The organism is Streptomyces sp. NPDC030183 (assembly GCF_055573455.1).
The window spans coordinates 129,755-152,935 of the sequence record NZ_JBVIBK010000010.1 but is presented as its reverse complement, the minus strand read 5'-3'; the positions used below and the strand labels follow the sequence as shown (position 1 = coordinate 152,935).

24 protein-coding genes are annotated in these 23,181 nt (G+C 72.1%); 14 read left to right on the top strand and 10 right to left on the bottom strand.

What is annotated here, in order from left to right:
- Window positions 1-275: 275 nt before the first annotated feature.
- Together ACZ4Z2_RS14465 and ACZ4Z2_RS14460 are read left to right on the top strand one after the other, a co-directional pair.
- A complete protein-coding gene (locus tag ACZ4Z2_RS14465; RefSeq protein WP_468075742.1) occupies window positions 276-689 on the top strand; it encodes an aggregation-promoting factor C-terminal-like domain-containing protein in 414 nt (137 codons plus the stop codon).
- A 561-nt stretch (window positions 690-1,250) separates the two neighbouring features.
- On the top strand, window positions 1,251-1,961 hold the full coding sequence (locus ACZ4Z2_RS14460; protein WP_468075740.1) for a hypothetical protein: 711 nt from the start codon (window positions 1,251-1,253) through the stop codon (window positions 1,959-1,961).
- Between the two features lie 50 nt (window positions 1,962-2,011).
- On the opposite strand, the gene ACZ4Z2_RS14455 is transcribed toward ACZ4Z2_RS14460, so the two are convergent.
- Both ACZ4Z2_RS14455 and ACZ4Z2_RS14450 read right to left on the bottom strand, forming a co-directional pair.
- Entirely contained in the window at window positions 2,012-2,224 is a 213-nt protein-coding gene (locus ACZ4Z2_RS14455) for a hypothetical protein (RefSeq protein ID WP_468075738.1), read from the bottom strand.
- Window positions 2,221-2,601: an ATP-binding protein gene (locus ACZ4Z2_RS14450; protein WP_468075736.1), complete on the bottom strand. Its 381-nt coding sequence runs from the start codon at window positions 2,599-2,601 to the stop codon at window positions 2,221-2,223. The genes ACZ4Z2_RS14455 and ACZ4Z2_RS14450 overlap by 4 nt, the downstream gene beginning before the upstream one ends.
- 147 nt (window positions 2,602-2,748) lie before the next feature.
- On the opposite strand from ACZ4Z2_RS14450, the gene ACZ4Z2_RS14445 reads away from it, so the two are divergent.
- Together ACZ4Z2_RS14445 and ACZ4Z2_RS14440 are read left to right on the top strand one after the other, a co-directional pair.
- On the top strand, window positions 2,749-3,597 hold the full coding sequence (locus ACZ4Z2_RS14445) for a helix-turn-helix domain-containing protein (protein ID WP_468075734.1): 849 nt from the start codon (window positions 2,749-2,751) through the stop codon (window positions 3,595-3,597).
- On the top strand, window positions 3,557-3,853 hold the full coding sequence (locus tag ACZ4Z2_RS14440) for a DUF397 domain-containing protein (protein WP_468075732.1): 297 nt from the start codon (window positions 3,557-3,559) through the stop codon (window positions 3,851-3,853). Before ACZ4Z2_RS14445 ends, ACZ4Z2_RS14440 begins: the two co-directional genes overlap by 41 nt.
- Here the strand turns inward: ACZ4Z2_RS14440 and ACZ4Z2_RS14435 are convergent.
- Window positions 3,837-5,006 carry a steroid 3-ketoacyl-CoA thiolase gene (locus tag ACZ4Z2_RS14435; RefSeq protein ID WP_468075730.1) on the bottom strand — a complete coding sequence of 390 codons (1,170 nt, stop codon included), beginning with the start codon at window positions 5,004-5,006 and terminating at the stop codon, window positions 3,837-3,839. The two genes, ACZ4Z2_RS14440 and ACZ4Z2_RS14435, sit on opposite strands and share 17 nt — an antisense overlap.
- Window positions 5,007-5,230: 224 nt before the next feature.
- Here ACZ4Z2_RS14435 and ACZ4Z2_RS14430 point away from each other — a divergent pair, with 224 nt between their 5' ends.
- Together ACZ4Z2_RS14430 and ACZ4Z2_RS14425 are read left to right on the top strand one after the other, a co-directional pair.
- Window positions 5,231-6,466: a cytochrome P450 gene (locus ACZ4Z2_RS14430; protein ID WP_468075728.1), complete on the top strand. Its 1,236-nt coding sequence runs from the start codon at window positions 5,231-5,233 to the stop codon at window positions 6,464-6,466.
- 77 nt (window positions 6,467-6,543) lie between these two features.
- Window positions 6,544-7,137 (top strand): glycine betaine ABC transporter substrate-binding protein, encoded by a 594-nt coding sequence (locus ACZ4Z2_RS14425; protein WP_468075726.1) that lies wholly within the window; start codon window positions 6,544-6,546, stop codon window positions 7,135-7,137.
- A gap of 26 nt (window positions 7,138-7,163) precedes the next feature.
- Here ACZ4Z2_RS14425 and ACZ4Z2_RS14420 read toward each other — a convergent pair whose 3' ends face one another.
- The gene (locus tag ACZ4Z2_RS14420; RefSeq protein WP_468075724.1) at window positions 7,164-9,191 is read right to left on the bottom strand and encodes a bifunctional glycosyltransferase 87/phosphatase PAP2 family protein; all 2,028 of its coding nucleotides are present in this window, start codon (window positions 9,189-9,191) and stop codon (window positions 7,164-7,166) included.
- A gap of 313 nt (window positions 9,192-9,504) precedes the next feature.
- Between ACZ4Z2_RS14420 and ACZ4Z2_RS14415 the strand changes: the two genes are divergently transcribed.
- Both ACZ4Z2_RS14415 and ACZ4Z2_RS14410 read left to right on the top strand, forming a co-directional pair.
- Window positions 9,505-10,797 carry a DUF2330 domain-containing protein gene (locus ACZ4Z2_RS14415; RefSeq protein WP_468075722.1) on the top strand — a complete coding sequence of 431 codons (1,293 nt, stop codon included), beginning with the start codon at window positions 9,505-9,507 and terminating at the stop codon, window positions 10,795-10,797.
- A gap of 115 nt (window positions 10,798-10,912) precedes the next feature.
- Complete coding sequence (locus ACZ4Z2_RS14410; protein ID WP_468075720.1) at window positions 10,913-11,584, top strand: O-methyltransferase; 672 nt, start codon at window positions 10,913-10,915, stop codon at window positions 11,582-11,584.
- 47 nt (window positions 11,585-11,631) lie between these two features.
- On the opposite strand, the gene ACZ4Z2_RS14405 is transcribed toward ACZ4Z2_RS14410, so the two are convergent.
- On the bottom strand, window positions 11,632-12,027 hold the full coding sequence (locus ACZ4Z2_RS14405) for a hypothetical protein (RefSeq protein ID WP_055519135.1): 396 nt from the start codon (window positions 12,025-12,027) through the stop codon (window positions 11,632-11,634).
- 118 nt (window positions 12,028-12,145) lie between these two features.
- Here ACZ4Z2_RS14405 and ACZ4Z2_RS14400 point away from each other — a divergent pair, with 118 nt between their 5' ends.
- Window positions 12,146-12,550 carry a DnaJ family domain-containing protein gene (locus ACZ4Z2_RS14400; RefSeq protein ID WP_468075718.1) on the top strand — a complete coding sequence of 135 codons (405 nt, stop codon included), beginning with the start codon at window positions 12,146-12,148 and terminating at the stop codon, window positions 12,548-12,550.
- 146 nt (window positions 12,551-12,696) lie between these two features.
- On the opposite strand, the gene ACZ4Z2_RS14395 is transcribed toward ACZ4Z2_RS14400, so the two are convergent.
- Together ACZ4Z2_RS14395 and ACZ4Z2_RS14390 are read right to left on the bottom strand one after the other, a co-directional pair.
- Complete coding sequence (locus ACZ4Z2_RS14395) at window positions 12,697-13,314, bottom strand: hypothetical protein (RefSeq protein ID WP_468075716.1); 618 nt, start codon at window positions 13,312-13,314, stop codon at window positions 12,697-12,699.
- 5 nt (window positions 13,315-13,319) lie between these two features.
- Window positions 13,320-14,039, bottom strand: a complete 720-nt coding sequence (locus tag ACZ4Z2_RS14390; protein ID WP_468075714.1) for a hypothetical protein — start codon at window positions 14,037-14,039, stop codon at window positions 13,320-13,322.
- A gap of 254 nt (window positions 14,040-14,293) precedes the next feature.
- Between ACZ4Z2_RS14390 and ACZ4Z2_RS14385 the strand changes: the two genes are divergently transcribed.
- Window positions 14,294-14,824 carry a GNAT family N-acetyltransferase gene (locus ACZ4Z2_RS14385; protein ID WP_468075712.1) on the top strand — a complete coding sequence of 177 codons (531 nt, stop codon included), beginning with the start codon at window positions 14,294-14,296 and terminating at the stop codon, window positions 14,822-14,824.
- Here ACZ4Z2_RS14385 and ACZ4Z2_RS14380 read toward each other — a convergent pair.
- Window positions 14,781-16,901, bottom strand: a complete 2,121-nt coding sequence (locus ACZ4Z2_RS14380; protein ID WP_468075710.1) for an MDR family MFS transporter — start codon at window positions 16,899-16,901, stop codon at window positions 14,781-14,783. The genes ACZ4Z2_RS14385 and ACZ4Z2_RS14380 overlap by 44 nt on opposite strands.
- Window positions 16,902-17,099: 198 nt before the next feature.
- On the opposite strand from ACZ4Z2_RS14380, the gene ACZ4Z2_RS14375 reads away from it, so the two are divergent.
- Complete coding sequence (locus ACZ4Z2_RS14375) at window positions 17,100-18,170, top strand: peptidoglycan-binding domain-containing protein (protein WP_468075708.1); 1,071 nt, start codon at window positions 17,100-17,102, stop codon at window positions 18,168-18,170.
- 45 nt (window positions 18,171-18,215) lie between these two features.
- On the top strand, window positions 18,216-18,590 hold the full coding sequence (locus ACZ4Z2_RS14370) for an antibiotic biosynthesis monooxygenase family protein (RefSeq protein ID WP_468075706.1): 375 nt from the start codon (window positions 18,216-18,218) through the stop codon (window positions 18,588-18,590).
- Between the two features lie 43 nt (window positions 18,591-18,633).
- On the opposite strand, the gene ACZ4Z2_RS14365 is transcribed toward ACZ4Z2_RS14370, so the two are convergent.
- Entirely contained in the window at window positions 18,634-19,299 is a 666-nt protein-coding gene (locus tag ACZ4Z2_RS14365; RefSeq protein WP_468075704.1) for an HAD family hydrolase, read from the bottom strand.
- Between the two features lie 167 nt (window positions 19,300-19,466).
- Complete coding sequence (locus ACZ4Z2_RS14360) at window positions 19,467-20,048, bottom strand: TMEM165/GDT1 family protein (RefSeq protein ID WP_468075702.1); 582 nt, start codon at window positions 20,046-20,048, stop codon at window positions 19,467-19,469.
- A 660-nt stretch (window positions 20,049-20,708) separates the two neighbouring features.
- Here ACZ4Z2_RS14360 and ACZ4Z2_RS14355 point away from each other — a divergent pair.
- Complete coding sequence (locus ACZ4Z2_RS14355) at window positions 20,709-21,353, top strand: HNH endonuclease family protein (protein WP_468075701.1); 645 nt, start codon at window positions 20,709-20,711, stop codon at window positions 21,351-21,353.
- Between the two features lie 144 nt (window positions 21,354-21,497).
- A complete protein-coding gene (locus tag ACZ4Z2_RS14350; protein WP_468075699.1) occupies window positions 21,498-23,147 on the top strand; it encodes an alkaline phosphatase D family protein in 1,650 nt (549 codons plus the stop codon).
- The last annotated feature ends 34 nt before the right edge of the window (window positions 23,148-23,181 follow it).

Below are 23,181 nucleotides of genomic sequence, written 5' to 3'. Positions count from 1 at the left end.
GAAGCGGGGCCGTAGATCGAATCGCGTGGCATGCGCACGCCGTAACAGCGCCTGACCTGCGGATTGAGAGCCACGTCACAGAGGCCGCACTCCACACGCATACGGCCACAACTAGCAAAAGGGGTGTTTGCGGACAGGTCCCCCGGGCTGCTTCTGTGGACGAGTCGCACGGCGCCGACCACCCCCACGGGCTCGGCGCCGACGTACGCCCCCACCGCACAGCTCGCGGTGACGGAATGCCCGCGACACAACCGTCCCCGAAGAAAAGGTTCCCCGTGACTCGCACGCTTCTCCGCCGCATCGCCTCCCCGAAGAAGGCCCTCGCCGGTACCGCCGTCGTCGCCGCCACCGCTGGTGCGCTGCTGACCGCCGTGCCCGCCCAGGCCGCGCCCTCGGAGGCCGCGCAGGCCCAGGCGACCGCGAAGAAGATGATCGCGAACTCCGCCCAGTACACCTGCTTCTCCAACATCGTCGACCACGAGAGCGACTGGAACGTCAACGCGACGAACGCGTCCTCCGGCGCCTACGGCCTGGTCCAGGCGCTCCCCGGTTCGAAGATGGCCTCCGCCGGTTCCGACTGGAAGACCAACGCCGCCACCCAGATCAAGTGGGGCCTGGACTACATGAAGGACCGCTACGGCAGCCCGTGTGGCGCGTGGAACTTCTGGCAGGCCAACAACTGGTACTGACGCGTCCCGCGCGACCCCCGCGCGACCGGCTGGACCACAGCTGAAGGCGGCGGCCCCCCGATCCCCGGGGCCGCCGCCTTCGCCCGTTCTCGGGAGTCGCTCCGGTCAACCGGGGAGCCGGGGGGGTGATCCGCCGGGCCACCTGCACGAGCGAGTCCGCGCCCGGCGTGGTGCCGCCGCCGGCCTCGGCGAGGGCGAGCACCCAGGCGCCGGAACCGGAGCACCACACCACGGACGTGACGTTCTGCGCCGGACGCACCACCTGGGCGGTCCGGCGGAAGGCGGCCCGCCCCAGCCGGTCGACCGTTCCGGAGGGTTGTTCCTCGACCCGATTCAGGGGGCGAATCGATTCCGGTGGGACAGCCGACCAATAGGCCTACCGCCCTCCCGCAGTCGGCGTCCTGCCCTCCTGGACGCTGCCCCAAGAGACAATTCCGCCGGCTCCCCGCTCACTCGTAGGTTCGATGCGACCCCAGGGGGCGTGAGGGCAACGCCCGGACGCCGCCCGGGACACCTGTCCGTACGCCCAGTGCGGCGACCCGTTGACGAGGAGAAACCACCGTGCGCAACCGCACCATCGCGACCGCCGTGGCAGCTGCGGCCTCCCTGGCCCTGTTGGGCGGCTCCGCCCAGGCGTTCGCCGCCGACGCCGCGCCCGCCGCGCCGTCGCAGCTGACCGTCGACGCCTACAAGACGTGGCTGAAGAAGAAGCCGGGCACGGAGTCGAAGGACACGCTGCGGGCGTTCAACCGGCTGACCCCGGCCCAGCAGCGCAAGTTCGTCGGCTACCTCCAGGACCCGAAGGTACTGAAGGCGTTCGTCGTCGCGCACAGCGGCAAGATCCCCAGCCTCTCCTACGGGACGACCGTCAAGTACAAGAACGACATCACCTTCACCACCCGCACGTCGGCCGCCGCCCCCGGTGAGAAGGACCAGCGGACGATCACCCTGACCACCAGGTCGACCGAGCGGATCTTCGACATCCCGGTCACCGAGTTCACGACCGTGCTGACCTACGAGACCAAGGGCGGCAAGATCACCGGCAAGGGCTGGAAGACCAAGAGCAACGGCAGCAACCAGAACGCCGCGTTCGCCTTCAAGCTCTCCAAGGCCCGTACCGTGTCCAAGGACAACACCCTGTCGGGTGTGAGCAACTGGACCGGCACCCCGCAGTTCAAGAGCGCCGGCACCGCGGCCGTCAAGAAGTTCCAGGTCGTCACCAGCAAGGGCGCCCGCACCCACCACGCCCAGATCGGCAACGGCACCCGCTGACGCCCGGCCCGGCCGAAGGACCCCCTACGGCCGGGGCTCGTCCCGGCAGGTCAGGATCCCTGGCGCGCGCACGCGCAGTGACCGTGCCGGGGCTCCTTCCCGCCGGCCCGCACGAACGCCTCCCAGTCGTACCAGTCACCCCGGTAGAAGACGGGTCGGCGCAGGACGTCCACGCCCACGACCACCATCGGCCCGGCAGCGCGCTCTCCCTGAGCGACCCGACCGCCGTACTCCCCTCGGGTCCCGCCCGCCACGCCACTCACGCGGACCGCTCCTCTCCGCCGCACCGGCACTCGAACCAGACGGTCTTGCCGTCGCGCCACCTGCCCACACCCCACTTGTCCGTCACCGCGTCCACCAGCCGGAGCCCCCGCCCGCCGTCCGCGTCCGGCGCCAGGCCCTCCCGGAGGACGGGGAGTTCACCGGACCCGTCCGTCACCTCCACCCGGACCCCGGCCGGCACCCGCAACAACAGCAGCGTGCAGCGGCGGTCCGGGACGTGCCGTACGACGTTGGCGAGCAGCTCCGTGACCCCGAGTTCCACCGCGTCGGTCAGTTCCGGCATCTCCCACTCGTCGAGGTAGGAGCGGACGATGCGGCGGATGTGCTGCGCGGAATGCTCACCGACGGTGAAACACATCCGGTGCTGGGCAGGACGAGCGCCCAGAACGATGGGGGGAAAGTATCCGTTCACACCACAAGGGTGACCTGGCGCAACTACTGTCGGCGACAGAACAGACACAACCTGTTCAACAGTGAGTTCAAGCTTCAACGAGGGGACAGCACCATGACCCAGATCAACACCCTCGACCCCGGCGCCTCACCGCTCGACTACTACGGCTACGAGTTGCGGCGCTGCCGGGAGGCCGCGGGCCTGACACAGAAGCAGTTGGGCGACATCCTGGGCTACACGTCGTCGCTGGTGGGGCAGATCGAGACGGCGAGGAAGGTGCCGACGCCCGAGTTCAGCGAGCGGGCGGATGTGGCGTTGGGGACCGATGGGCTGCTGTCCCGCCTCCTTATGTTGGTGATGCGCAGCCAACTCCCGGGCTGGTTCCAGCAGGTCGCAGAGCTGGAGGGACGGGCGTCGGCGATCTACATCTTCCAGCCACAGCTCGTGCACGGCCTCCTGCAGACCCAGGCGTACGCCAGTGCCGTACTCAGCGCCGTGAGCGACAACGCCCTGGAAAGTCGCACCGCCGCGCGAATGGCGCGCCAACGCATCTTCGAGAAGGACAAACCCCCGGTGTTCTGGGCGGTACTCAGCGAAGCCGTGCTCTATCAGAAGATCGGCGGGCCGGAGGTCATGCGGGCCCAACTGTTGAAACTGTTGGCCTACGAGCGCAACCCGCGCGTGAGCGTCCAGGTGCTGCCATACGAGGTCGGCGTGCACACCGGGCTAATGGGCTCCTTCGACATCTTCCACTTTGCCGGAGACCCCACCATCGTCTACAGCGAGGACTACGACACCGGCCACCCCACCGCCAATCCAGACGCGGTGGAGTCCAGGTCGCTCCGATACGATCATCTGCAGGCTGCGGCGCTGTCCGTGAGGGACTCGGCAGAGCTGATCCGGCACGTGGTGGAGGAACGCTATGGGAAGCAACTCAAGGCCGACAGGCGCCCAGTGGCGTAAGTCGAGCTACAGCGGCGACACCGGCGGCTCCTGCGTCGAATGCGCCCCCCTCGGCCCCCTCACCTGGCGCAAGTCGTCGTACAGCGGCGACCAGGGCGGCGAGTGCGTAGAGATCGCCGCAACCCCCGCCTCCTCCCTCACCCCCACCCCCACCCTCCTCATCCGAGACTCCAAGAACCCGGCGGGACCCCATCTCACCCTGGGTCCCGCCGCGTTCACCACCTTCCTCGGCTGGGCCTCTACAGCCGCTGGATGATCGTCCCGGTGGCGAGTCCGCCCCCGGCGCACATCGTCACCAAGGCGAACTCCTTGTCCGTGCGTTCCAGTTCGTGCAGCGCGGTCGTGATGAGCCGCGCTCCCGTCGCCCCCACGGGGTGACCGAGCGCGATCGCGCCGCCGTTCACGTTGACCTTCTCCAGGTCCTGCTCGAAGACCCGCGCCCAGCTCAACACCACCGACGCGAACGCCTCGTTGATCTCGACGAGGTCGATGTCGCGGAGCGACATCCCCGCCTTGCCCAGCACCGCCTTCGTCGCGTCGATCGGGCCGTCGAGGTGGAAGTGGGGGTCGGAGCCCACGAGGGCCTGCGCGACGATCCGGGCCCTCGGCCGCAGCTTCAGCGCCCGCGCCATCCGCTTCGACGCCCACATGATCGCCGCCGCGCCGTCACTGATCTGGGAGGAGTTGCCGGCGGTGTGGACGGCGGTCGGCATGATCGGCTTCAGGCCGGCCAGCGCCTCCGCGGAGGTGTCGCGCAGGCCCTCGTCGCGGTCCACGAGGCGCCACATGCCCTGCCCGGCGGCCTGCTCCTCCTCCGTCGTGGGGACCTGGACCGCGAACGTCTCCTTCTTGAAGCGCTCCTCGGCCCAGGCGACGGCGGCCCGTTCCTGGGAGCGCAGGCCCAGCGCGTCGACGTCCTCCCTGGTCAGGCCCCGGTGGCGGGCGATGCGTTCGGCCGCCTCGAACTGGTTGGGGAGGTCGACGTTCCACTCGTCGGGGAACGGTTTGCCGGGGCCGTGCTTGGAGCCCGACCCGAGCGGCACGCGGGACATCGCCTCGACGCCGCAGCTGATGCCGACGTCGATGACCCCGGCCGCGACCATGTTGGCCACCATGTGCGACGCCTGCTGCGAGGAGCCGCACTGGCAGTCGACGGTCGTCGCGGCCGTCTCGTAGGGCAGGCCCATGGTCAGCCACGCCGTGCGCGCCGGGTTCATGGACTGCTCGCCGGCGTGGGTGACCGTGCCGCCGACGATCTGTTCGACGCAGTCGGCGGGGATGCCGGTGCGGCCGAGGAGTTCGCGGTAGGTCTCGCCCAGGAGGTAGGCGGGGTGCAGATTGGCGAGCGCGCCACCGCGCCTGCCGATGGGGGTGCGTACGGCTTCGACGATCACGGGTTCCGCGGCCATGGGGATCCTCTCAACGGTTACCCGCGCGGCGCGGGGCGTCCCGGCCCGGCCCGCCACGCAGAACTAGTACGCGTTCTAGTTCCCTCCAGCAGTCTGCTGAGCCCGGCTCGGGCAAGGCAAGGGGCGTGCGGCAATTGGGGTGCGCGTACCCCTTGCCACTTGTAGAACCCGTTACTACGGTCACCGCAATTCCGTCATATCTGATGCTCCGTCAGGAGTTGCCGATGCCCTGTCCAGCGCTGCCCGACGGGTTCGACCTCACCGACCCTGACCTGCTGCACGATCGTGTCCCCCTCCCCGAGTTCGCCGAGCTGCGCCGCACGGAACCGGTCCACTGGCTCCCGCAGGCACCGGGCGTCGCGGGCTTCGCGGACGAGGGCTACTGGGCCGTCACCCGGCACGCGGACGTCAAGTTCGTGTCGACGCACCCCGAGTTGTTCTCGTCCTTCCTGAACACCGCGATCATCCGGTTCAACGAGCACATCGAGCGGGACGCCATCGACGCGCAGCGGCTGATCCTGCTGAACATGGATCCGCCGGAGCACACCCGGGTGCGGCAGATCGTGCAGCGGGTCTTCACACCGCGGGCGATCCGCGCCCTGGAGGCCAACCTGCGCGAGAGGGCCCACGCCATCGCGCGCGAGGCGCTCGCCCGCTCGGGCCCGTTCGACTTCGTCACCGAGGTCGCCTGCGAACTGCCCCTGCAGGCCATCGCGGAGCTGATCGGCATCCCGCAGGACGACCGGGCGAAGATCTTCGAGTGGTCCAACCGGATGATCTCCTACGACGACCCGGAGTACGCCATCACCGAGGAGGTCGGCCAGGAGTCGGCCACCGAACTCATCGCGTACGCCATGAACATGGCCGCCGACCGCAAGCAGTGCCCGGCGAGGGACATCGTGAGCACGCTGGTCGCCGCCGAGGACGAGGGGAGCCTCGCCTCGGACGAGTTCGGGTTCTTCGTGCTGATGCTGGCGGTCGCCGGCAACGAGACCACCCGCAACGCCATCACCCACGGCATGCACGCCTTCCTCACCCACCCCGAGCAGTGGGACCTCTTCAAACGGGAGCGCCCGGCGACGGCCGCCGAGGAGATCGTCCGCTGGGCCACCCCGGTCAACTCCTTCCAGCGCACCGCCACCCAGGACACCGAACTCGGCGGCAAGCGGATCAGGAAGGGCGACCGAGTCGGCATCTTCTACGCCTCCGCCAACCACGACCCCGAGGTGTTCGAGAACCCCGACGCCTTCGACATCACCCGCGATCCGAACCCCCATCTGGGCTTCGGCGGGGGCGGCCCGCACTTCTGCCTCGGCAAGTCCCTGGCGGTGCTGGAGATCGACCTCATCTTCAACGCGATCGCCGACGCCCTGCCGAACCTACGGCTCGTCGGCACCCCGGACCGACTGCGCTCGGCCTGGATCAACGGAGTCAAACACCTCCAGGTCGCCGCGGACTGACGCGACCACCCCAACTCGGGCCGACGGCCTCCCGGCGCCGTCGGCCCGTTCCGTGCGCACGAATCTTCCGCAGGACTGTGAGCCGTCTCCCATTCCGCGGCCGCGCCGGTCACGCGGAGCGCGAGCCGGCCGTGATCGGCAGCGACGGCTCCGCCGAGAGCCGGGTCGTCGCGGCGCTCTACCGCGAACTCCTCACCGCCGCCGGGCAGCGGGTGCGGACCGCGAACACCGCGTACGCGTCCCCCGCCCACACCGCCCAGGCCGTGGTGGACGGCGAGATCAGCATCGCGCCGGCCTACGAGAGCACCATGCTGCGCGCCCTGCCGGGCGGCCAGACCATGCCCGGCAACATGGAGGCGACGCTGAGCATGGCCCTGCCTCCGGGGATCGTCGCGCTGCCGGCGGCCGCGGCCCAGCGCGGGCTCGTCGTCGTGGTCTCCGCGGCCACCGCCGACCGGTACGGACTGCGCGGCCTCGGCGACCTCGGCGCGGCGAAGCGCCGGCTGACCCTGGGCGGCCCCGCCTCCGGCGATCCCGGCGCCCCTTCCGTCGCCTCCGTGAAGAAGGCGTACGGCGTCACCCTCACCCCGGCGGGGACCTCGCGGACGGCGGACGTGCTGGTGCTGCACAGCGGCGATCCCGCGCTCGCCCGAGGCGGGCTGATCGGCTGACGCTCAGCCGACGACGGGGCTGACCGTCACCCGCGGACGGGGTCGCGTGGGCCGCTCGTGGCGGTCCGCTCGGCCCCGTCGTCCGTCTTCCCGTCGTCCTGGTGCGGCTTCGCCCGCGGCCCCGTCAGGACGTAGGTGAGGGCGAAGCCCGCGCCGACCACGGCCGCGCCGCCGACCGCGTCGAGGATCCAGTGGTTGCCGGTGGCGACGATCGCCGCGACCGTGAAGGTCGGGTGCAGCAGGCCGAGGGCCTTCATCCACCACCGGGGGGCGACGATCGCGATGGTGAGCCCGCACCACAGGGACCAGCCGAAGTGCAGCGAGGGCATCGCCGCGTACTGGTTGGTCACCTCGGTCAGGGTGCCGTAGTCCGGCTTGGAGAAGTCCTGGACGCCGTGGATGGTGTCGATGATGCCGAGGCCCGGCATCAGCCGGGGCGGCGCCAGCGGGTAGAAGAAGAACCCGACGAGCGCGAGGACCGTGGTGAAGCCGATGGCCGTCCGGGCCCAGCGGTAGTCGGCCGGGCGGCGCCAGTAGAGCACGCCGAGGACGGTCAGCGGCACCACGAAGTGGAACGACGTGTAGTAGAAGTCGAAGAAGTTCCGCAGCCAGCCGACCTGGACCACGGCGTGGTTGACCCAGTGCTCGATGTCGAGGAACAGCGCCTTCTCGATCGCGAGGATCTGCCGGGCGTGCTCCTCGGCCACGGCCCGGCTGCCGGCCGCCTCCAGCCGGGTGCGCTGGTAGGCGGCGTAGGTGACGCGGATCAGCAGCAGTTCGAGCAGCAGGTTCGGGCGGGTGGCGACCCGGCGCAGCAGCGGGGCCCAGCTGAAGCGGGTCTCCGTCCGCGGGGCGTACTCGGTGGGGATGGGGCTCCGGTAGTACTCCGAGGTGCGGGACAGGAACGGCACCACCAGGGCCGAGGCGAGCGCCGCGAGCAGGACGACGTTGTCCCGCAGCGGGTGCAGGACGCCCATGTTCGGCACCATCATCTTCGCGGGCAGCGTCATCACCAGGACGACGGCGACCGGCCACACGTAACGCGACGACGCCCTCTTGCCGACCCGGCCGACCGCCGCCAGCAGCACCCACAGCAGCTGGTGCTTCCAGGACGTCGGCGAGACCACGACCACGACACAGCCGGTGAGGGCGACGGCGAGCAGCAGCTGTCCGTCGCGCGCGTAGCGGATGGCGCGGCGCATGCCGAGCACGGCGACGGCGGCGGCCAGCGTGAGGAACACCGCGATCTCCAGCGGGCCTTCGAGGCCGAGCCGCAGCAGCGCCCCGTGCAGCGACTGGTTGGCGAGGTCGTCCGCCCGGCCGCCGAGGCCCACGCCCGCCAGATGGTGCACCCAGTAGGCGTACGAGTCGTGCGGCATGGCCGCCCAGGCGAGGGCGGTGGCCCCGGCGAAGGTGACCCCGGTGCTCGCGGCGGCCCGGCGGCGGCCGGTGAACCACAGCAGTGGCACGAACAGCAGCACGGTCGGCTGGAAGGCGGCGGCGACCCCTATGAAGGCGCCGCTGGCGCGCTCGCCCCGTACCGCGAAGCAGCCGGCGAGGACGAGCAGGACGGGGATGATGCTGGTCTGGCCCAGGTAGAGGGTGTTGCGGACCGGCAGCGACAGCATCAGCAGGGTGACCGCGACGGGCGCCGCCAGCAGCGCCGTCCGGCGGGTGACCGGCTGCGGCAGGGCGCGGGCGGCGACCAGGCCGAGGGCGACGACCAGCAGGAGGGTGCCGAAGGTCCAGCCCCAGCCGAGGGCCTGTTCGGCCGCACGGGTGAGGGGTTTGAGGACGAGCCCGCCGAACGGGGTGCCTGTGAAGCGCGTCGAGTCGTACAGCGAGCCCGTGACGTGCAGGACGCCGTCCGGTCCGACCCAGGTCTCCAGGTCCGTCAGCCGTTCGCTCCTGGGTGTGCGCAGGACGAGGGCGATCTGTCGCGCCGCCAGGACCGCCGCGACCAGCCAGAGCACGGCGCGAGCCGTCCCCAGTCGTGCCGCCGCCGTACCCGTGCCCACGGCACCGCCCGGTCCGCTCTGTTCCGCGTTCGCCACGCCCTGTCGCCCCTCCCGCCCCGTTCGCCGTCTCATGAAAAGGCTTTCACCCCCCTCGTGGTGAGACGCGGGCAACCCCCGCTTCACCTGACGGCCGCTCGTGTTTCGTCCGGAAGACGATAGTCCGCGCGCGGCGGTCGCACGGCTCAAGGGCGCGACGGGGATCACGGACGCACATCGCGGACGCACATCACGGATGCACAGCACGGCCGGGGTTGTGACCGGCCACGGACAATCACCTGGGAGCATGGGCCCCTGCACGGACGCACGGCGGGAAGGGCGACGGGGGATGGCACGGGGGACGGCTCGGGGGATGACCCGGGGGACGAACGGCTTCGTACGGGGGCGCACGCGCCCGGCACGGGCGACGCGGGGACGGCTGGCGGTCCTCGTCCTGGCCCTGCTCGGGTTCCAGCTGGCGTCGCTGGTGGCACCGGCGTACGCCTGCGGGTGCGGGGCGATGGTGCCGGACGCGCAGCGCCGCGTCCATGTGAACCGCGAGACGTCCGTGGTGCGCTGGGACGGCCGCGAGGAGCAGATCGTGATGCGGCTGACGGTCGCCGGGGACGCCCGTACGGCCGCGTGGATCATGCCGGTGCCGAACCGGGCGACGGTGGAGCTGGGCGACGCGGCCGTCTTCGACCTGCTCGCCGCGGAGACGGCGCCCGAGTACCGCGAACGGGAGTACTTCTGGCCGCGGTCCGGCGACTGGCCGTTCGACGCGTTCGAGGACGACGGCTCGGCGGGAGCGGCGCCCGGCGAGGGCGCGGTCGACGTCGTCGGCCAGGAGCGGCTCGGGCCGTTCGACGTGGCCCGGCTGACCGCCACCGACTCCGGGGCCCTCGGCGACTGGCTCGACGAGAACGGCTTCGCGCTGCCGGAGCGCCTGGACGGCGCGCTGGAGCCGTACGTCCGCCAGAAGTGGGAGTACGTGGCGGTCAAGCTGGCGCCGGCGGAGACGGCCGGGGACGTCCCGCTCGGCGGCACCCTCGACCCGCTGCACCTGACCTTCGCCAGCGACACGCCCGTCTACCCGATGCGGCTGTCGAGGCTCGCCACGACCCCCCAGGCCCTCGACCTGTACGTCCTCGCCGGGCACCGCATGGAGCCCCGCTCGGCGATCGGCGGCGGGACGCCGCGGGTCACCTTCGCCGGGCGGCTCGGCGCGCCCGACCGTCCGCTCGTCGAACTCACCGCCGGGGGCACGGACTACCTGACCGCGGTCGAGCAGGACTTCCCCCAGCCGTCGCGGATCTCCGGCGATCACACGCTGGGGCGGGCGGCGACCGACGACCCCTATCGAGAGGTGATCTACATGGACGAGATGTGGACCGTGGGAGGCATCCCCGGCTGGCTGTTCACCTTCGGGCTCGGCATCGCCGTGCTCGCCGTCAAGGCGGTGGCCGTCGCGATCGTGCTCCGCCGCAACGCCCGCAAGCAGCCGCCGCTGCCTCCGGTGGCGCCGGGCGCGTGGATACCGCCGGGCGGCCATCACCCCGGACACCCGCAGGCGGGATACCCGCAGGCCGGGTACCCGCAGGGCGCGCCCGTGCCTCCGGCCGCTCCCGCCCCGGGGGCGGACCACAAGCCCCATCAGGGCGCCTGAACCGAACGACTGAAACACGCACGGCAAACGCCTGACAGGGGAGGGGCCTGCGCCTACTATTCGTTAGCGCAACTAGTTAGCCGATCTAACTAGCTATCGGAAAGGGCGCAGGTCCATGAGCAGCTCGCAGGTGTGGGACGACGTCGACGCCTACTTCACGACCCACCTCTCCCCCAACGACGCGGCCCTGGAGGCGGCGTTGCGCGACAGCGAGGCCAATGGGCTCCCGCACATCAACGTCGCCGCCAACCAGGGCAAGCTGCTCCAGCTGCTCGCCCTGATCCAGGGCGCCCGCCGCGTCCTGGAGATCGGCACGCTCGGCGGCTACAGCACCATCTGGCTGGCCCGCGCGCTGCCCGCCGACGGCAGGCTGATCACCCTGGAGTACAGCCCCGAGTACGCGGAGGTCGCCTGCCGCAACATCGCCCGCGCCGGGCTGGACGCGCTCGTCGAGGTACGGGTCGGGGCGGCCCTGGACTCGCTGCCCAAGCTGGCCGACGAGAACCCCGAGCCGTTCGACCTGGTCTTCATCGACGCCGACAAGGCCAACAACCCGCACTACGTCGAGTGGGCCCTGCGACTGACCCGGGCCGGCAGCCTGATCATCGTCGACAACGTCGTACGGGGCGGCCGTGTCGCCGACGCCGACAGCGCCGAAGCGGACGTCCGGGGCACCCGCGCCGCCATCGAGCTCATCGCCTCCCACCCCAGGCTGGACGGCACGGCCGTCCAGACGGTCGGCACCAAGGGGTACGACGGTTTCGCACTGGCTCGGGTGGTGGACTGAGCCGGGGACGACGCCGGGCCGCGGCGCCGTCCCCGGGTGCTGTGGTCTCAGAGCTCGTGGTAGAAGCCCACGTTGACGCTGCGCGGGCCCGTGCGGTCGACGATGACGAGTTCGCCGGAGCCGTTGTGCGGGAGCTTCGCGGTGCCGCCGTACGGGAGCGGCTGCGGCGGGTGGCCCTGGAGGGCCAGGCGCACCTCGGAGGAGGGCTCGGCGTGGGTGCCGCGCAGCCAGGTCACCTGCCAGGTGCCGTCGGGGCCGCAGAGGAACTCCAGGTGCACACGGGAGACGAACAGCCAGTCGTCCGGGGTCGCGAGACGGCACACCGCCCGGTCCCGGCCCACCCGGAGCACGGCGCCCGGCTCGCTGGGCGCGTCGGCCATCTGCATGCCGGCCGTCGCCCCGGCGTCCGCCTCGGACACCGAGGCCATGGTGAGTTCGAGCACGTACCGCTCCTAACGGGTCAAACTCCGATTGTCGCTGGACACGGCGCGCTCGACGCACCGCCGCCGCATGATAAATCGCCGGATCGTCCGCTTGTGCGGGGTCCGGCACAATGGACGCATGACCGAGCGGAAGCCACCCGGTGTCAGCTTCGAGTCCTTCGTCGACAAACAGATCCGCGACGCGGAGGCGCGCGGCGACTTCTCCCACCTTCCCGGAGCGGGACGACCGCTCGAAGGTGACGACACGACGTACGACGAACTCTGGTGGATCAGGCGGAAGATGGCCCGCGAGGGGCTCTCGGTGCTGCCGCCCGCGCTGGCGTTGCGCAAGGAGGCGGAGGACGCGCTGGCCGCCGCCGCGCGGGCCCCGTCGGAGCGGGCCGTGCGGAAGATCATCACCGAGGTCAACGCGAAGATCCGCGACATGATGTTCCGCCCGCCGCCTGGGCCACCGCTGGGCCTGAAGCCGTACGACGTCGAGGCGATCGTCGAGGAGTGGCGGGCCGGGAGGCGGCGACCCTGACGGGACCCGGCGTGCGGGCACCTCGCGCACGGGGCCGCGCCCGGGTACGCACGGGTACGCGCCGGGGGCCGCACACGGGTACGCATGCGGGAGGCCGCGCCCCCGGGCACGACCGGGGGCGCGGCCTCGTCACGGGGCCGGCGCCGCTACAGACGGAGCAGTCGTTCGGTCAGCTCGCGGTAGTCCCGCAGCGCCAGGCGGAGTTGTTCCGTGTCGGAGGAGGCGGTGCGCTCGTCGCCGGTGGTCTGCCAGGCGGCGCGCAGCGTACGGCGCCGCTGGTTGACCGCGTCGGCGAAGCGGGAGGCCGCCTCCTCCAGGATGTGGTCGGCCTCCTCCACGGCCGTTCGGGGCTCGTCGACGAAGCCGCCGACGGCGTGCTGCAACCGCAGGCTGAGCTTGTCGGTCTCCTCGTGCGGCAGCAGATGCCCGCCGGAGCCATGGCCCGCCCCGGCCGGGGCCTGGCTGTCCGGGGTTCCGGCGGAGCCGGTGGTGCGCAGGGTGGTGGTGTCGCCCGAACCGGCAGTGCTCACGGTGTCGGTGGCCCTGCCGGTGGAACCCGTGGCACCGGTGGTGCTGCTGCGGCCGGTGTTGACGGCGTTGCCGGTGTTGCCGGTGCTGTTGGGGCCCACGGTTCCCTTGGTGATGGCGGAGCCACTGTTTCCGGTGGCGCCGTTGGTGTAGGGCGTGCCGCTGGTCGCGGTGCTCGCGGGGCGCGGCTCACGCCCCCGGGTGCCGCCGTCCCCTGTCGTCGTGTGGTCGGTCATCCCCCTCAACTCCCCTTCGCGTGGCGCCGGGTCATGCCCCACGGCAGATGGTGTCGGCCGTTGGAGCGGGCGGCGGTGGTGGTGGTCGTGTGGCGGCGGTCGACCGCGGTGCGGTCGGGTTCCGTCCCGGCGTCACGGTCGGCCCGCGTGTCGCGGCGGCCGGGTGCCACCAGGTCCTCGAACAGGGCGCGGGCCTCGACCATGGCCTCGCGCATCTCCTCGGTACCGGCACCCGCACGGCCGTCGGTGGTGTCCGCGGGGCCGCCCTGGGCCACGCGGTGCAGTCGGCGGTAGCCGTGGACGTGGTGCGCGTGGTGGACGGAGAGCGCCTCCAGCTGGGTCTCGTAGCGGCCGCCGTCCGGGAAGCCGCGCGCCCCGGCCAGGTCGGCGATCAGCCGGTCCGCCTCGACGACCGCCTCGCGCGGCGAGTCGACGAAGCGTTCCTGGGCGGCGGCCCAGCGGGCCTCGTACCGTTCGCGCTCCGCGCTCGGCAGCGGACGCCGCTCCAGGGAGCCGTGCCGCTTCACGCGCTCGGCGAGTTCGCGGGCGGCGGCCCGCTCGTCGCCGTCGTGGTGGGCCACGGTCCGGTCGTACTCGGGTCCGAATCGCCGCTTCAGCGATCCGCCGCCGTTCGAGGCGCCGCGGGCGCGCAGGGTCAGGACGGCCGCGACAACGACCACGGCCGCCACGATCACGATCAAAGCGATGATCACGCCTGTGGACATGAGTGCCTTCCAGGTTCGTCGGCCCGGGGTTCTCGGCTCGGCGGGCCGTCTTTCGCCCCGGGTTGCCCGAACGACATCGTTCAAACGACGACAAGCCCCCACCCAACGAACCACCCCCGCCCGCCCCCCTCGCCGATCCCGGCCGAAGTGCCCCCGAAGCGCGGGCGGTTGAGGCCGGCCGCCCGCCCCCTCCGCCCCACCACCCCCGGAAACCCGCTCGCGCGTGGTTCCCCCCGTCGCCGAGAATTCACGGCATGCACTTCACGCCGGCCGCCTGGTCCATCGCTCCCGAACCGTTCGACTCCGCTGTCGCCGGTGCGCTCTGGCGGGCGTACTACACGGAGGTCAGCGACCGCTGGTACCTGCTGCACGAGGGCCGGGTCACCGAACCCGAGGAGTTGGAGCGGGAGATCGCGGCGGACACCGGGGACTACCTGGCGCCGCCGGACGGGGTGCTGCTGGTGGCGCGGTACGGCGGCGAGCCGGCCGGTATGGCGGGCGTACGGCTGAGGGACCCGGCCACGGCCGAGCTGAAGCGGGTCTTCCTCCGCGAGGAGAGCCGCGGCAAGGGCGGCGCCGCCCTGCTCGTGGCGGCCGCCGAGGACGCGGCCCGGCGGCTCGGCGCCGAGCGGATCGTCCTCGACACCCGTGCCGACCTCGTCGAGGCCCGTGCGCTGTACGCGCGGCTCGGCTACGAGGAGAGCGAGCCCCACAACGACGACCCGTATGCGGACCACTGGTTCACGAAGGCACTCCGGCGGCGGGAGGTTCCGACGGCCGGGTGACCGGCCGCTCGTCGTGCGGCCGCTCGGAGTCCGAGCCGCACATCTCCGCGGTGAGCTCCTCGACCAGGCGGACCAGGTCGGTCGGCCGGTCGGGCCCCCACCAGTCGCCCAGCAGCTCCGCCAGGGACTCCTCACGGGCCTTGGCGAGCCGTTCGGCGGCCTCGCGCCCGCTGTCGGTCAGCACGAGGTCGAGCCCCTCACGGCGCGCGAGGTGCCGCTCCTCCACCTGCCGCGACGCGGCCATGATCACGTCCAGCGGCAGGGCACTGCGCTCGGCGAGCACGGCGGGCTCGACCCAGCCGTACCTGCGGATCCGCAGCAGCAGCCAGCTCGCGGCGGGCAGCAGGTCGTAACCGGCCCGCGCGGTGATCTTCCGGTAGATCTCCCGCCGCCCCTCCCGCGACCCGAGCAGCGACAGCGCCCGGCACACCTCGTCGTACGACGACCGCTCCACGGGGTTGCTGGCGAAGGTCTCCGTGCCGTCGGGGGCCGTCACCGACGCGCGCAGCCGGTCCTCGCGCAGGAACCAGGCGAGGACGAAGCCGAGGAGGGCGACCGGCGCCGCGTAGGCGAAGACGTCGGTGATGGCGGCGGCGTACGCGTCGAGCGCGGCGGGACGCAGCGAGGACGGCAGCCCGGCGATCTCGCGCGGGTCCGCCTCCAGCCCGTCCACGCTGACGCCGGGCGGCAGCCGGGCCCCGTCCAGCGCGCTCGACAGCTTGTCCCCGAGCCGCCCGGCGAAGACGGTGCCGAAGACGGCCACACCGAACGCGGCCCCGATGGACCGGAAGAAGGTCGCGCCGGACGTGGCGACGCCCAGGTCCTCGTACGGGACGGCGTTCTGCACGATCAGCACGAGCACCTGCATCACCAGGCCCAGCCCGAGCCCGAAGACGAACAGGTACGCGCTCACCTCACCGTCACCGCTGCGCGCGTCCAGCTGGCGCAGGAGCAGCAGCCCCAGGGTGGTCACGGCGGTGCCGGCCACGGGGAACACCTTCCACCGGCCGGTACGGCTGACGATCTGCCCGGACACCGTCGACGCCAGCAGCAGACCGAACACCATCGGCAGCATGTGGACACCCGACATCGTCGGCGACACACCGCGCACGACCTGCAGGAACGTCGGAAGGAAGGTCATCGCCCCGAACATCGCGAAGCCGATGACGAAGCTGATCACGGCGGACAGGGTGAAGGTGCGGACGCGGAAGAGCTTCAGGGGCAGGACGGGTTCGGCGGCCCGCCGTTCCACCGCCACGAAGACGACGGCGAGGGCCACGCCCAGCACCGCGAGACCGATGATCCGCGGCGAGCCCCAGGCCCAGGTCGTACCGCCGAGCGAGGCGACGAGGACCAGGCAGGTGGCGACGGAGGCGATGAGGAAGGTGCCGAGGTAGTCGATGACGTGCCGCTCGGCCTTGCGCGGGACGCGCAGCACGGCGGCGATGACGATCAGGGCGACCGCCCCGACCGGCAGGTTGACGTAGAACACCCAGCGCCAGCTCAGATGCTGGGTGAACAGCCCGCCGAGCAGCGGCCCGAGCACACTGGTGGCACCGAACACGGCCCCGAACAGCCCCTGGTAGCGGCCCCGTTCACGCGGCGGGACGAGATCGCCGACGATCGCCATCGACAGGACCATCAACCCGCCGCCGCCCAGGCCCTGCAAGGCCCGGAACCCGATCAACTGGGGCATGTCCTGCGCCATTCCGCACAGCGCCGACCCCACGAGGAAGATGCCGATCGCCGTCTGGAACAGCCGCTTGCGGCCGTACTGGTCCCCGAGCTTGCCCCACAGCGGTGTCGCCGCCGTCGCGGCCAGCATGTAGGCGGTCACGACCCACGACAGATGGTCCAGCCCGCCGAGATCGCTCACGATCGTCGGCAGCGCCGTCGACACGATCGTCTGGTCCAGCGCGGCCAGCAGCATCCCGAGCAGCAGCGCCCCGATGGACACCATGACCCCGCCGGACACCTGCTCGGCCGGGGCCGCCGCCGGACGGCGGGGCGCGGCCGGGGACGGCGGCTGCGCGCCCGGGGGCCGCGCGGCCGGAGCCCCGGCGGTGTCGTCGGTCATGGGACCTCCCGAGGGCCTTGGAGGGTCTCGTACGGCGTCCCCGGTTTCCTCGTTCCCCCGGGGTTCATTCCATCGTGGGCGGTGTGACCGGTTATGGCCTGTCGAGCCGCTGCGGCGCCCGTCACTCCTGTGACGATCGGGAGGTTGTGTGACGACGGTTTGCATAAACTCGGGAGTCTTCACGGGGAGGGACCACACGTGAGTGAACCGAACAGCCACATATGCCCGGAGTGCTTCGCTCCCCGGGCCGCGGACGGGACCACGTCCTGCGCATGTGGCCGCCGCGCCTCCGAAGCGCTCCTGGAAGCCCGTACGGCGGAGGCGGCCGCAGCCGAGGACTTCGATCCGCTGCGCATCCGGCCGTACGTGGAGCTGGGCGACGCCGGGGCGGAGCACGAGCACCGCGACCCCACCGGCTCCCCCGCGGACCGGGGGCACGGACGCGGCCAGAACCACCCCGGGCCCGCCGGGCCGGTGACGATGCGGCTGGCGGCGTACAGGGCCCCGCACCCGGACAGCTCCCCCTCGCCGGACGACCGCACCCGGCCGCTCACCGTCCCGCCGCCGCCCCCGGCCTCCTCCCCGCCCCCGCACGCCCGCTCGTCGACGCCCGCACGCCCCCGCTCCGCACGCCGTCGCCGCCGTACGGGCCTGGTCGTCGCCCTCGGGGGCACGGCGGCGGCCTGTGTGATGGCGACGGCCGGCTTGATGAGCGGCCTGTTCTCCTACGAGGCGCCCGAACGGAACGGGGCGCTCCCCGACGACGTACGGGCGAGCGCGCCGGACACCTCCGCGGACGGGGACGGATCGCCGTTGGAGACCCCGGAGGAGACCGCAGGGGGCGGGGCGCCCGCGCCGGCACCGCCCGGCGGCGCCGCGCGGCCCAAGCCGTCCACGAGCCCGTCCCCGTCCGCCTCGCGGACGTCCGCGTCGCCGTCCGCGTCCCCGTCGCCCAGCGCGGACGAGGCGTCGCCCAGCGCCCGGGCCTCCGAGAGGTCGACGGCGGACGACGCGAACAAGGCGGACAGCCGGCTCGGGACACCGAAGACCCTCCGCCTGGGCGACGACGACCCCGAGGTCACCGAACTCCAGCTCCGGCTGCGCCAGTTGGGCTTCTACGACGGTGACATCGACCAGAGCTTCGACCGCCAGGTCGAACAGGCCGTCGTCGACTACCAGACCAGCCGGAGCGTCTCGAAGGACGACGAGCCCGGCGTCTACGGCCTCGCGACCCGAGCCCGCCTGGAAGCGGAAACCCAGGAACCCTGACCGGGCCCACGTACCCGTCCCCGCCCGGTGATGCAGGATGGCTCCATGAGCATCGTCAAGATCAACGTCCTCACGGTCCCCGCCGAGCAGCGCGAGGTGCTGGAGAAGCGGTTCGCCTCCCGCGCCGGGGTGGTGGAGAGCTCCGACGGGTTCGAGTGGTTCGAGCTGCTGCGTCCCGTCGACGGCACCGACAACTACCTCGTCTACACCCGGTGGCGCGACGAGGCCGCCTTCGAGGCGTGGATGGAGGGCCCCATGAAGCAGGCCCACCAGGGCGGCGGTCAGGGCGGCGGCCAGGGAGGCGCTCAGGGCGGTGGCGACCAGCCCTCGGCCGACCGTCCCAAGCCGGCCGCGTCCGCCTCCACCGTCTGGTCCTTCGAGGTCGTCCAGCAGACGGGCCCGAAGAGCGCCGGGGCCTGACGCCCGTCGCACCGCGCCCCGCCAGGGGCGCGGCGGTGCGGCGCTACCCGATGTGCAGCCGGACCAGCCCGTCCTCGGCCGTCTCGACGCGCACCGCCCGCAGGTCGGGCACCACCACGTCCGGCCCGTGGGCGGCCGCGCGCGGCCCGATCCCCACGACGCGCATACCGGCGGCGCGCCCCGCCTCGACACCCGCCCCGGAGTCCTCGAAGACCACGCAGTCCTCGGGGGCGACGCCCAGCTCGGCGGCCCCCTTCAGGAACCCCTCGGGGTCGGGCTTGCTCGCGCCGACGGACTCGGCGGTGACCCGGACCTCGGGCAGGGCCAGCCCGGCGGCGGCCATGCGCGCGGTCGAGAGGGGAACGTTCGCGGAGGTCACCAGCGCGTGGGGCACACCGCCGGCGACGAGGGACGCGAGGAACTCCGGCGCGCCCGGGACGGCGACGACCCCGTCCACGTCCGCCGTCTCCTCCTCCAGCATCCGCGCGTTGTCCGCGTGGTTCTGCTCCATGGGCCGGTCCGGCAGCAGCACGGCCATCGTGGCGTAGCCCTGGCGCCCGTGGACCACCCGCATGATCTCGGCACCGTCGAGCCCGTTCCGCTCGGCCCAGCGCCGCCAGACCCGCTCGACCGCGGCGTCGGAGTTGACGAGGGTGCCGTCCATGTCGAGCAGGAAGGCGCGGGCGGTCAGCACGGTGGTGGCCGTCATCGGCAGGCTCCAGACACGGGAACACGGGAAAGGGGCCGGACGGTCCGGAGACCGGGGATCGGCCCCGCGAGGACAAGGCGGCCCCGCCCACCGGTCAGGGAATGCGGGCGGGAGCCACTTTGTTCCTCCACGGTACAAAACAAAAGGGGCTCCCGCCACCCCCTCTTTCATCCCGTCACGGCTTCCCACAGACTCCACACACCGAGCCCCGTCATCAGCACGGCCGCGACCTGCGTGATCAGCTTCAGCGGCACCTTCTTCATCAGTGCCCGGCCGCCGACGATCCCGAGTCCCGCGACGGCCCACAGGGCGAGGACCGCCCCGAGTCCCACGGAGAGCGGGTCGTCGTACCGGGCCGCGAGGTTGGCCGTCATGATCTGGGTGAGATCACCGAACTCGGCGACCAGGATGAGCATGAAGCCCGCCCCGGAGACCTTCCAGAAGCTCTGGTTCTCGGGCCGGCGGATCTCCTCCTCGTCCTCGTCCTTCTTCATGAGCAGCACCGCCGCGCCCCCCAGGAACAGCACGCCGGTCAGCGCGTGCACGATCTGCTGGGGCAGCAGGGTCAGGACGCTGCCCGCGGCGACCGCCAGCGCGACGTGCAGGGCGAAGGCCGCGGCGACGCCCGCGAAGACGTAGGAGGCGCGGTAGCGGGTGCCGAGGACGAGGCCGGCGAGCGCGGTCTTGTCGGGGAGCTCGGCGAGGAAGACGACGCCGAAGACGAGCGCCGTGACACTGAAGCTGATCAAGGGTCCTCAATCGGTCGGGCTGCCCCACCGAGAGAGACCGTCCGCTGACGCGACACCTCGGCACGGCAGCACACGTTCACCCGTGCGGGGTCGCACGGGTGTGCACTGCTTGCCGAAGGTCTCGCTGGCGGGCCCCTTGTCCATGGGCCCGCTCCGGGCGCCGGCTCAGACGAGCTGAGCAGTATGTCGACGGTCCCGGCGAAGAGCTACTCCCCTTCTGCGGGGTCCATGGTACGGGAAGGGATTTCCGGCGAGCGCCTGGCAGCTCGGGGGTTGCGGCTGTCGTCGGCGAGTGCGGGCGGGTGGGGCTGGTCGCGCAGTTCCCCGCGCCCCTGAAGGCTTGGCCCTGCGGCCCGGCCTTCAGCTGAAAGCACGGGGCGTGGCCCCAGGCGCTTTTCCAGGGGCGCGGGGAACTGCGCGAGAAACCACGACGCACCCGCACTCGCCGACAACAGGCGCACCCCCGAGCCACTAGGCGCCGGGGCCCGAGCCACTAGGCACCCGGCCCCCGCGAGACCCCGCGTCACGATCCCGCGCAAACCCTTGTCGTGTCATGCACACGTCATTAACTTCTCACCCGACGCTCATCCGCCGGCAACACCCCACGGCGACCCTTCAATCGCTCGCGCCCCAACCCCCCCGGCCCCACAAGGAGTTCCCATGCGCAGGTTCTACGCGCGTCGACGGCTCAGCATACTCACCGCGCTCAGCGGACTCATAGCCTCCGCCGCGCTCCTCAACGCCCCCACCGCCTCCGCCGCCCTGCCGACCCCGGTCAGCGGCGCCACCGCCCGCGGCTACCTCGCCACCCTCACCGTCGCCCCCGAGGACCGCACCGGGTACAGCCGGGACCTGTTCAACCACTGGATCACCGTCAGCGGCACCTGCAACACCCGCGAGACGGTCCTCAAGCGCGACGGGTCGAACGTCGTCACCGACTCCGCCTGCGCCTCCACCAGCGGCAGCTGGTACTCCCCCTACGACGGCGCCACCTGGACCGCCGCCTCCGACCTGGACATCGACCACCTCGTCCCGCTGGCCGAGGCATGGGACTCCGGCGCCGACAGCTGGAGCAGCTCGCAGCGCCAGCAGTTCGCCAACGACCTGACCCGTCCGCAGCTCATCGCCGTCACGGACAACGTGAACCAGGCCAAGGGCGACCAGGACCCCGCCACCTGGATGCCGTCGCGCACCGCCTACCGCTGCACGTACGTCCGCGCCTGGGTCCAGGTGAAGTACTACTACGACCTCTCGGTGGACTCCGCCGAGAAGAGCGCCCTCACCGGCTATCTCGCGAACTGCTGACACACCCGGCTCGCCCGGGGCACCCGGAACCTCCACGGTCTCCTCCGTCGTTCCGTACGGTACGGGGCGACGGAGGAGGGGGACCCGAGGGACCAGGACGTCCCGAAGGGGAACCCCGACCAGAGAGGGAGCGGGTGATCGCCGATGGCGGAACTGCGCCTTGGCCCATTGCTGCGGTACGCGGACGGCTCGACGGCGACCGTCTGGGTCGAGACGAGCCACCCCTGCACGGCCGAGGTGCGCTGCGCCGGCGGCGGAGGCGGCGAGGGCCGCACGTTCCAGATCGCCGGCCACCACTACGCGCTGGTGACGGTGACGGGCCTGACCCCGGGCACGTCCTCGTCGTACGAGGTCCTCCTCGACGGGACCCCGGTCTGGCCGCCGGCGGACTCCCGCTTCCCGCCGTCCGAGATCCGCACCCCGGCCGAGGACGATTCGGTCCGCGTCGCCTTCGGTTCCTGCCGCTGGGCCGCGCCGCCCCACGGCGACCCCGACCCGGTGGGCCCGGACGCCCTCGACGCGCTGGCCTCCCGTATCGCCGCCGATCCGGACGCCGAGCGCCCCGACGTCCTGCTCCTCCTCGGCGACCAGGTCTACGCGGACGAGACCTCCAAGGCCACCCGCGCCTATCTCGCGGCCCGCCGCGACCTGCGGGAACCGCCGGGCGACCAGGTCGCGGACTACGAGGAGTACACCCACCTCTATTACGAGTCCTGGCTCGACCCTGGCATCCGCTGGCTGCTGTCCACCGTGCCGACCTGCATGATCTTCGACGACCACGACGTCATCGACGACTGGAACACCAGCGCGTCCTGGCTCGCCGACATGCGGGCCACCCCCTGGTGGCAGGAGCGCATCCTGAGCGGGCTGATGTCGTACTGGGTCCACCAGCACCTCGGCAACCTCTCCCCCGCCGAACTGGACACCGACCCGGTGTACGCCGCCGTACGCGCCGTCCCGGACGGTACGGAGGTCCTGCGCGCGCACGCCACCGAGGCGGACCGGGACCTCGCCTCGGTCCGCTGGAGCTACCGCAGGGACTTCGGACGCGTCCGCGTGCTGATGCTCGACAGCAGGGCCGCGCGGGTCCTCGACGAGGCGAACCGGTCGATGCTGGACGCCGGCGAGGCCGCGTGGCTGCGGGAGCAGGCGCTGGACGATCCCGGCTCGTGCGACCACCTCCTCATCGGCACCTCGCTGCCCTGGCTGCTGCCCCACCTCGTGCACGGCGCCGAGTCCTGGAACGCGGCACTGTGCCGGGGCGTCCGCGGGGAGCGCTGGGCGCGGTTCGGGGAGAAGGTGCGGCGGGGGGCGGATCTGGAGCACTGGGCGGCGTTCCCGGAGTCCTTCGAGGCGCTGGCCGCGTTGACGGCCGAGGCCGGCTCGGGGGCCGGGGCCCCGGCGACCGTGCTGGTGCTCTCCGGGGACGTGCACCACGCCTACATCGCCGAGCCGTCCTGGCCCGCCGACGCCCCGGCCGTGCCGGACGCCCGCGTCCTGCAGCTGACCTGCTCCCCGGTCCACAACTCCGTCCCGCTCTCCATGAAGCTCGGTTTCCGCTTCGGCTGGAGCCGCGCGGGGCGGGCGATCGGGCGGTGGCTCGGACAGCACGGGCGCGGCGAGCGGCCGTCCATCGACTGGCACAAGACGGGCGGCCCCTGGTTCGGCAACCAGCTCATGACCCTGACCCTGCGCGGCCGTTCTGCCCGGCTGCGGTTCGAACAGACCCGGGCGGCCCGGCGGGGCGGGAAGGCGCGGCTGGAGACGGTGAAGGATTCGGCACTCACCCCTTAATACCGCCATTGGACATGGTTGCTACCCCTGTTGT

What these genes read in the sequence shown, in the direction of transcription:
- ACZ4Z2_RS14450 (WP_468075736.1), bottom strand. Translation starts at nt 2,601, where the DNA reads ATGTGTTTCACCGTCGGTGAGCATTCCGCGCAGCACATCCGCCGCATC.
- ACZ4Z2_RS14445 (WP_468075734.1), top strand. Translation starts at nt 2,749, where the DNA reads ATGACCCAGATCAACACCCTCGACCCCGGCGCCTCACCGCTCGACTAC.
- ACZ4Z2_RS14440 (WP_468075732.1), top strand. Translation starts at nt 3,557, where the DNA reads ATGGGAAGCAACTCAAGGCCGACAGGCGCCCAGTGGCGTAAGTCGAGC.
- ACZ4Z2_RS14435 (WP_468075730.1), bottom strand. Translation starts at nt 5,006, where the DNA reads ATGGCCGCGGAACCCGTGATCGTCGAAGCCGTACGCACCCCCATCGGC.
- ACZ4Z2_RS14430 (WP_468075728.1), top strand. Translation starts at nt 5,231, where the DNA reads ATGCCCTGTCCAGCGCTGCCCGACGGGTTCGACCTCACCGACCCTGAC.
- ACZ4Z2_RS14415 (WP_468075722.1), top strand. Translation starts at nt 9,505, where the DNA reads ATGACCCGGGGGACGAACGGCTTCGTACGGGGGCGCACGCGCCCGGCA.
- ACZ4Z2_RS14410 (WP_468075720.1), top strand. Translation starts at nt 10,913, where the DNA reads ATGAGCAGCTCGCAGGTGTGGGACGACGTCGACGCCTACTTCACGACC.
- ACZ4Z2_RS14400 (WP_468075718.1), top strand. Translation starts at nt 12,146, where the DNA reads ATGACCGAGCGGAAGCCACCCGGTGTCAGCTTCGAGTCCTTCGTCGAC.
- ACZ4Z2_RS14395 (WP_468075716.1), bottom strand. Translation starts at nt 13,314, where the DNA reads ATGACCGACCACACGACGACAGGGGACGGCGGCACCCGGGGGCGTGAG.
- ACZ4Z2_RS14390 (WP_468075714.1), bottom strand. Translation starts at nt 14,039, where the DNA reads ATGTCCACAGGCGTGATCATCGCTTTGATCGTGATCGTGGCGGCCGTG.
- ACZ4Z2_RS14385 (WP_468075712.1), top strand. Translation starts at nt 14,294, where the DNA reads ATGCACTTCACGCCGGCCGCCTGGTCCATCGCTCCCGAACCGTTCGAC.
- ACZ4Z2_RS14380 (WP_468075710.1), bottom strand. Translation starts at nt 16,901, where the DNA reads ATGACCGACGACACCGCCGGGGCTCCGGCCGCGCGGCCCCCGGGCGCG.
- ACZ4Z2_RS14370 (WP_468075706.1), top strand. Translation starts at nt 18,216, where the DNA reads ATGAGCATCGTCAAGATCAACGTCCTCACGGTCCCCGCCGAGCAGCGC.
- ACZ4Z2_RS14365 (WP_468075704.1), bottom strand. Translation starts at nt 19,299, where the DNA reads ATGACGGCCACCACCGTGCTGACCGCCCGCGCCTTCCTGCTCGACATG.
- ACZ4Z2_RS14355 (WP_468075701.1), top strand. Translation starts at nt 20,709, where the DNA reads ATGCGCAGGTTCTACGCGCGTCGACGGCTCAGCATACTCACCGCGCTC.
- ACZ4Z2_RS14350 (WP_468075699.1), top strand. Translation starts at nt 21,498, where the DNA reads ATGGCGGAACTGCGCCTTGGCCCATTGCTGCGGTACGCGGACGGCTCG.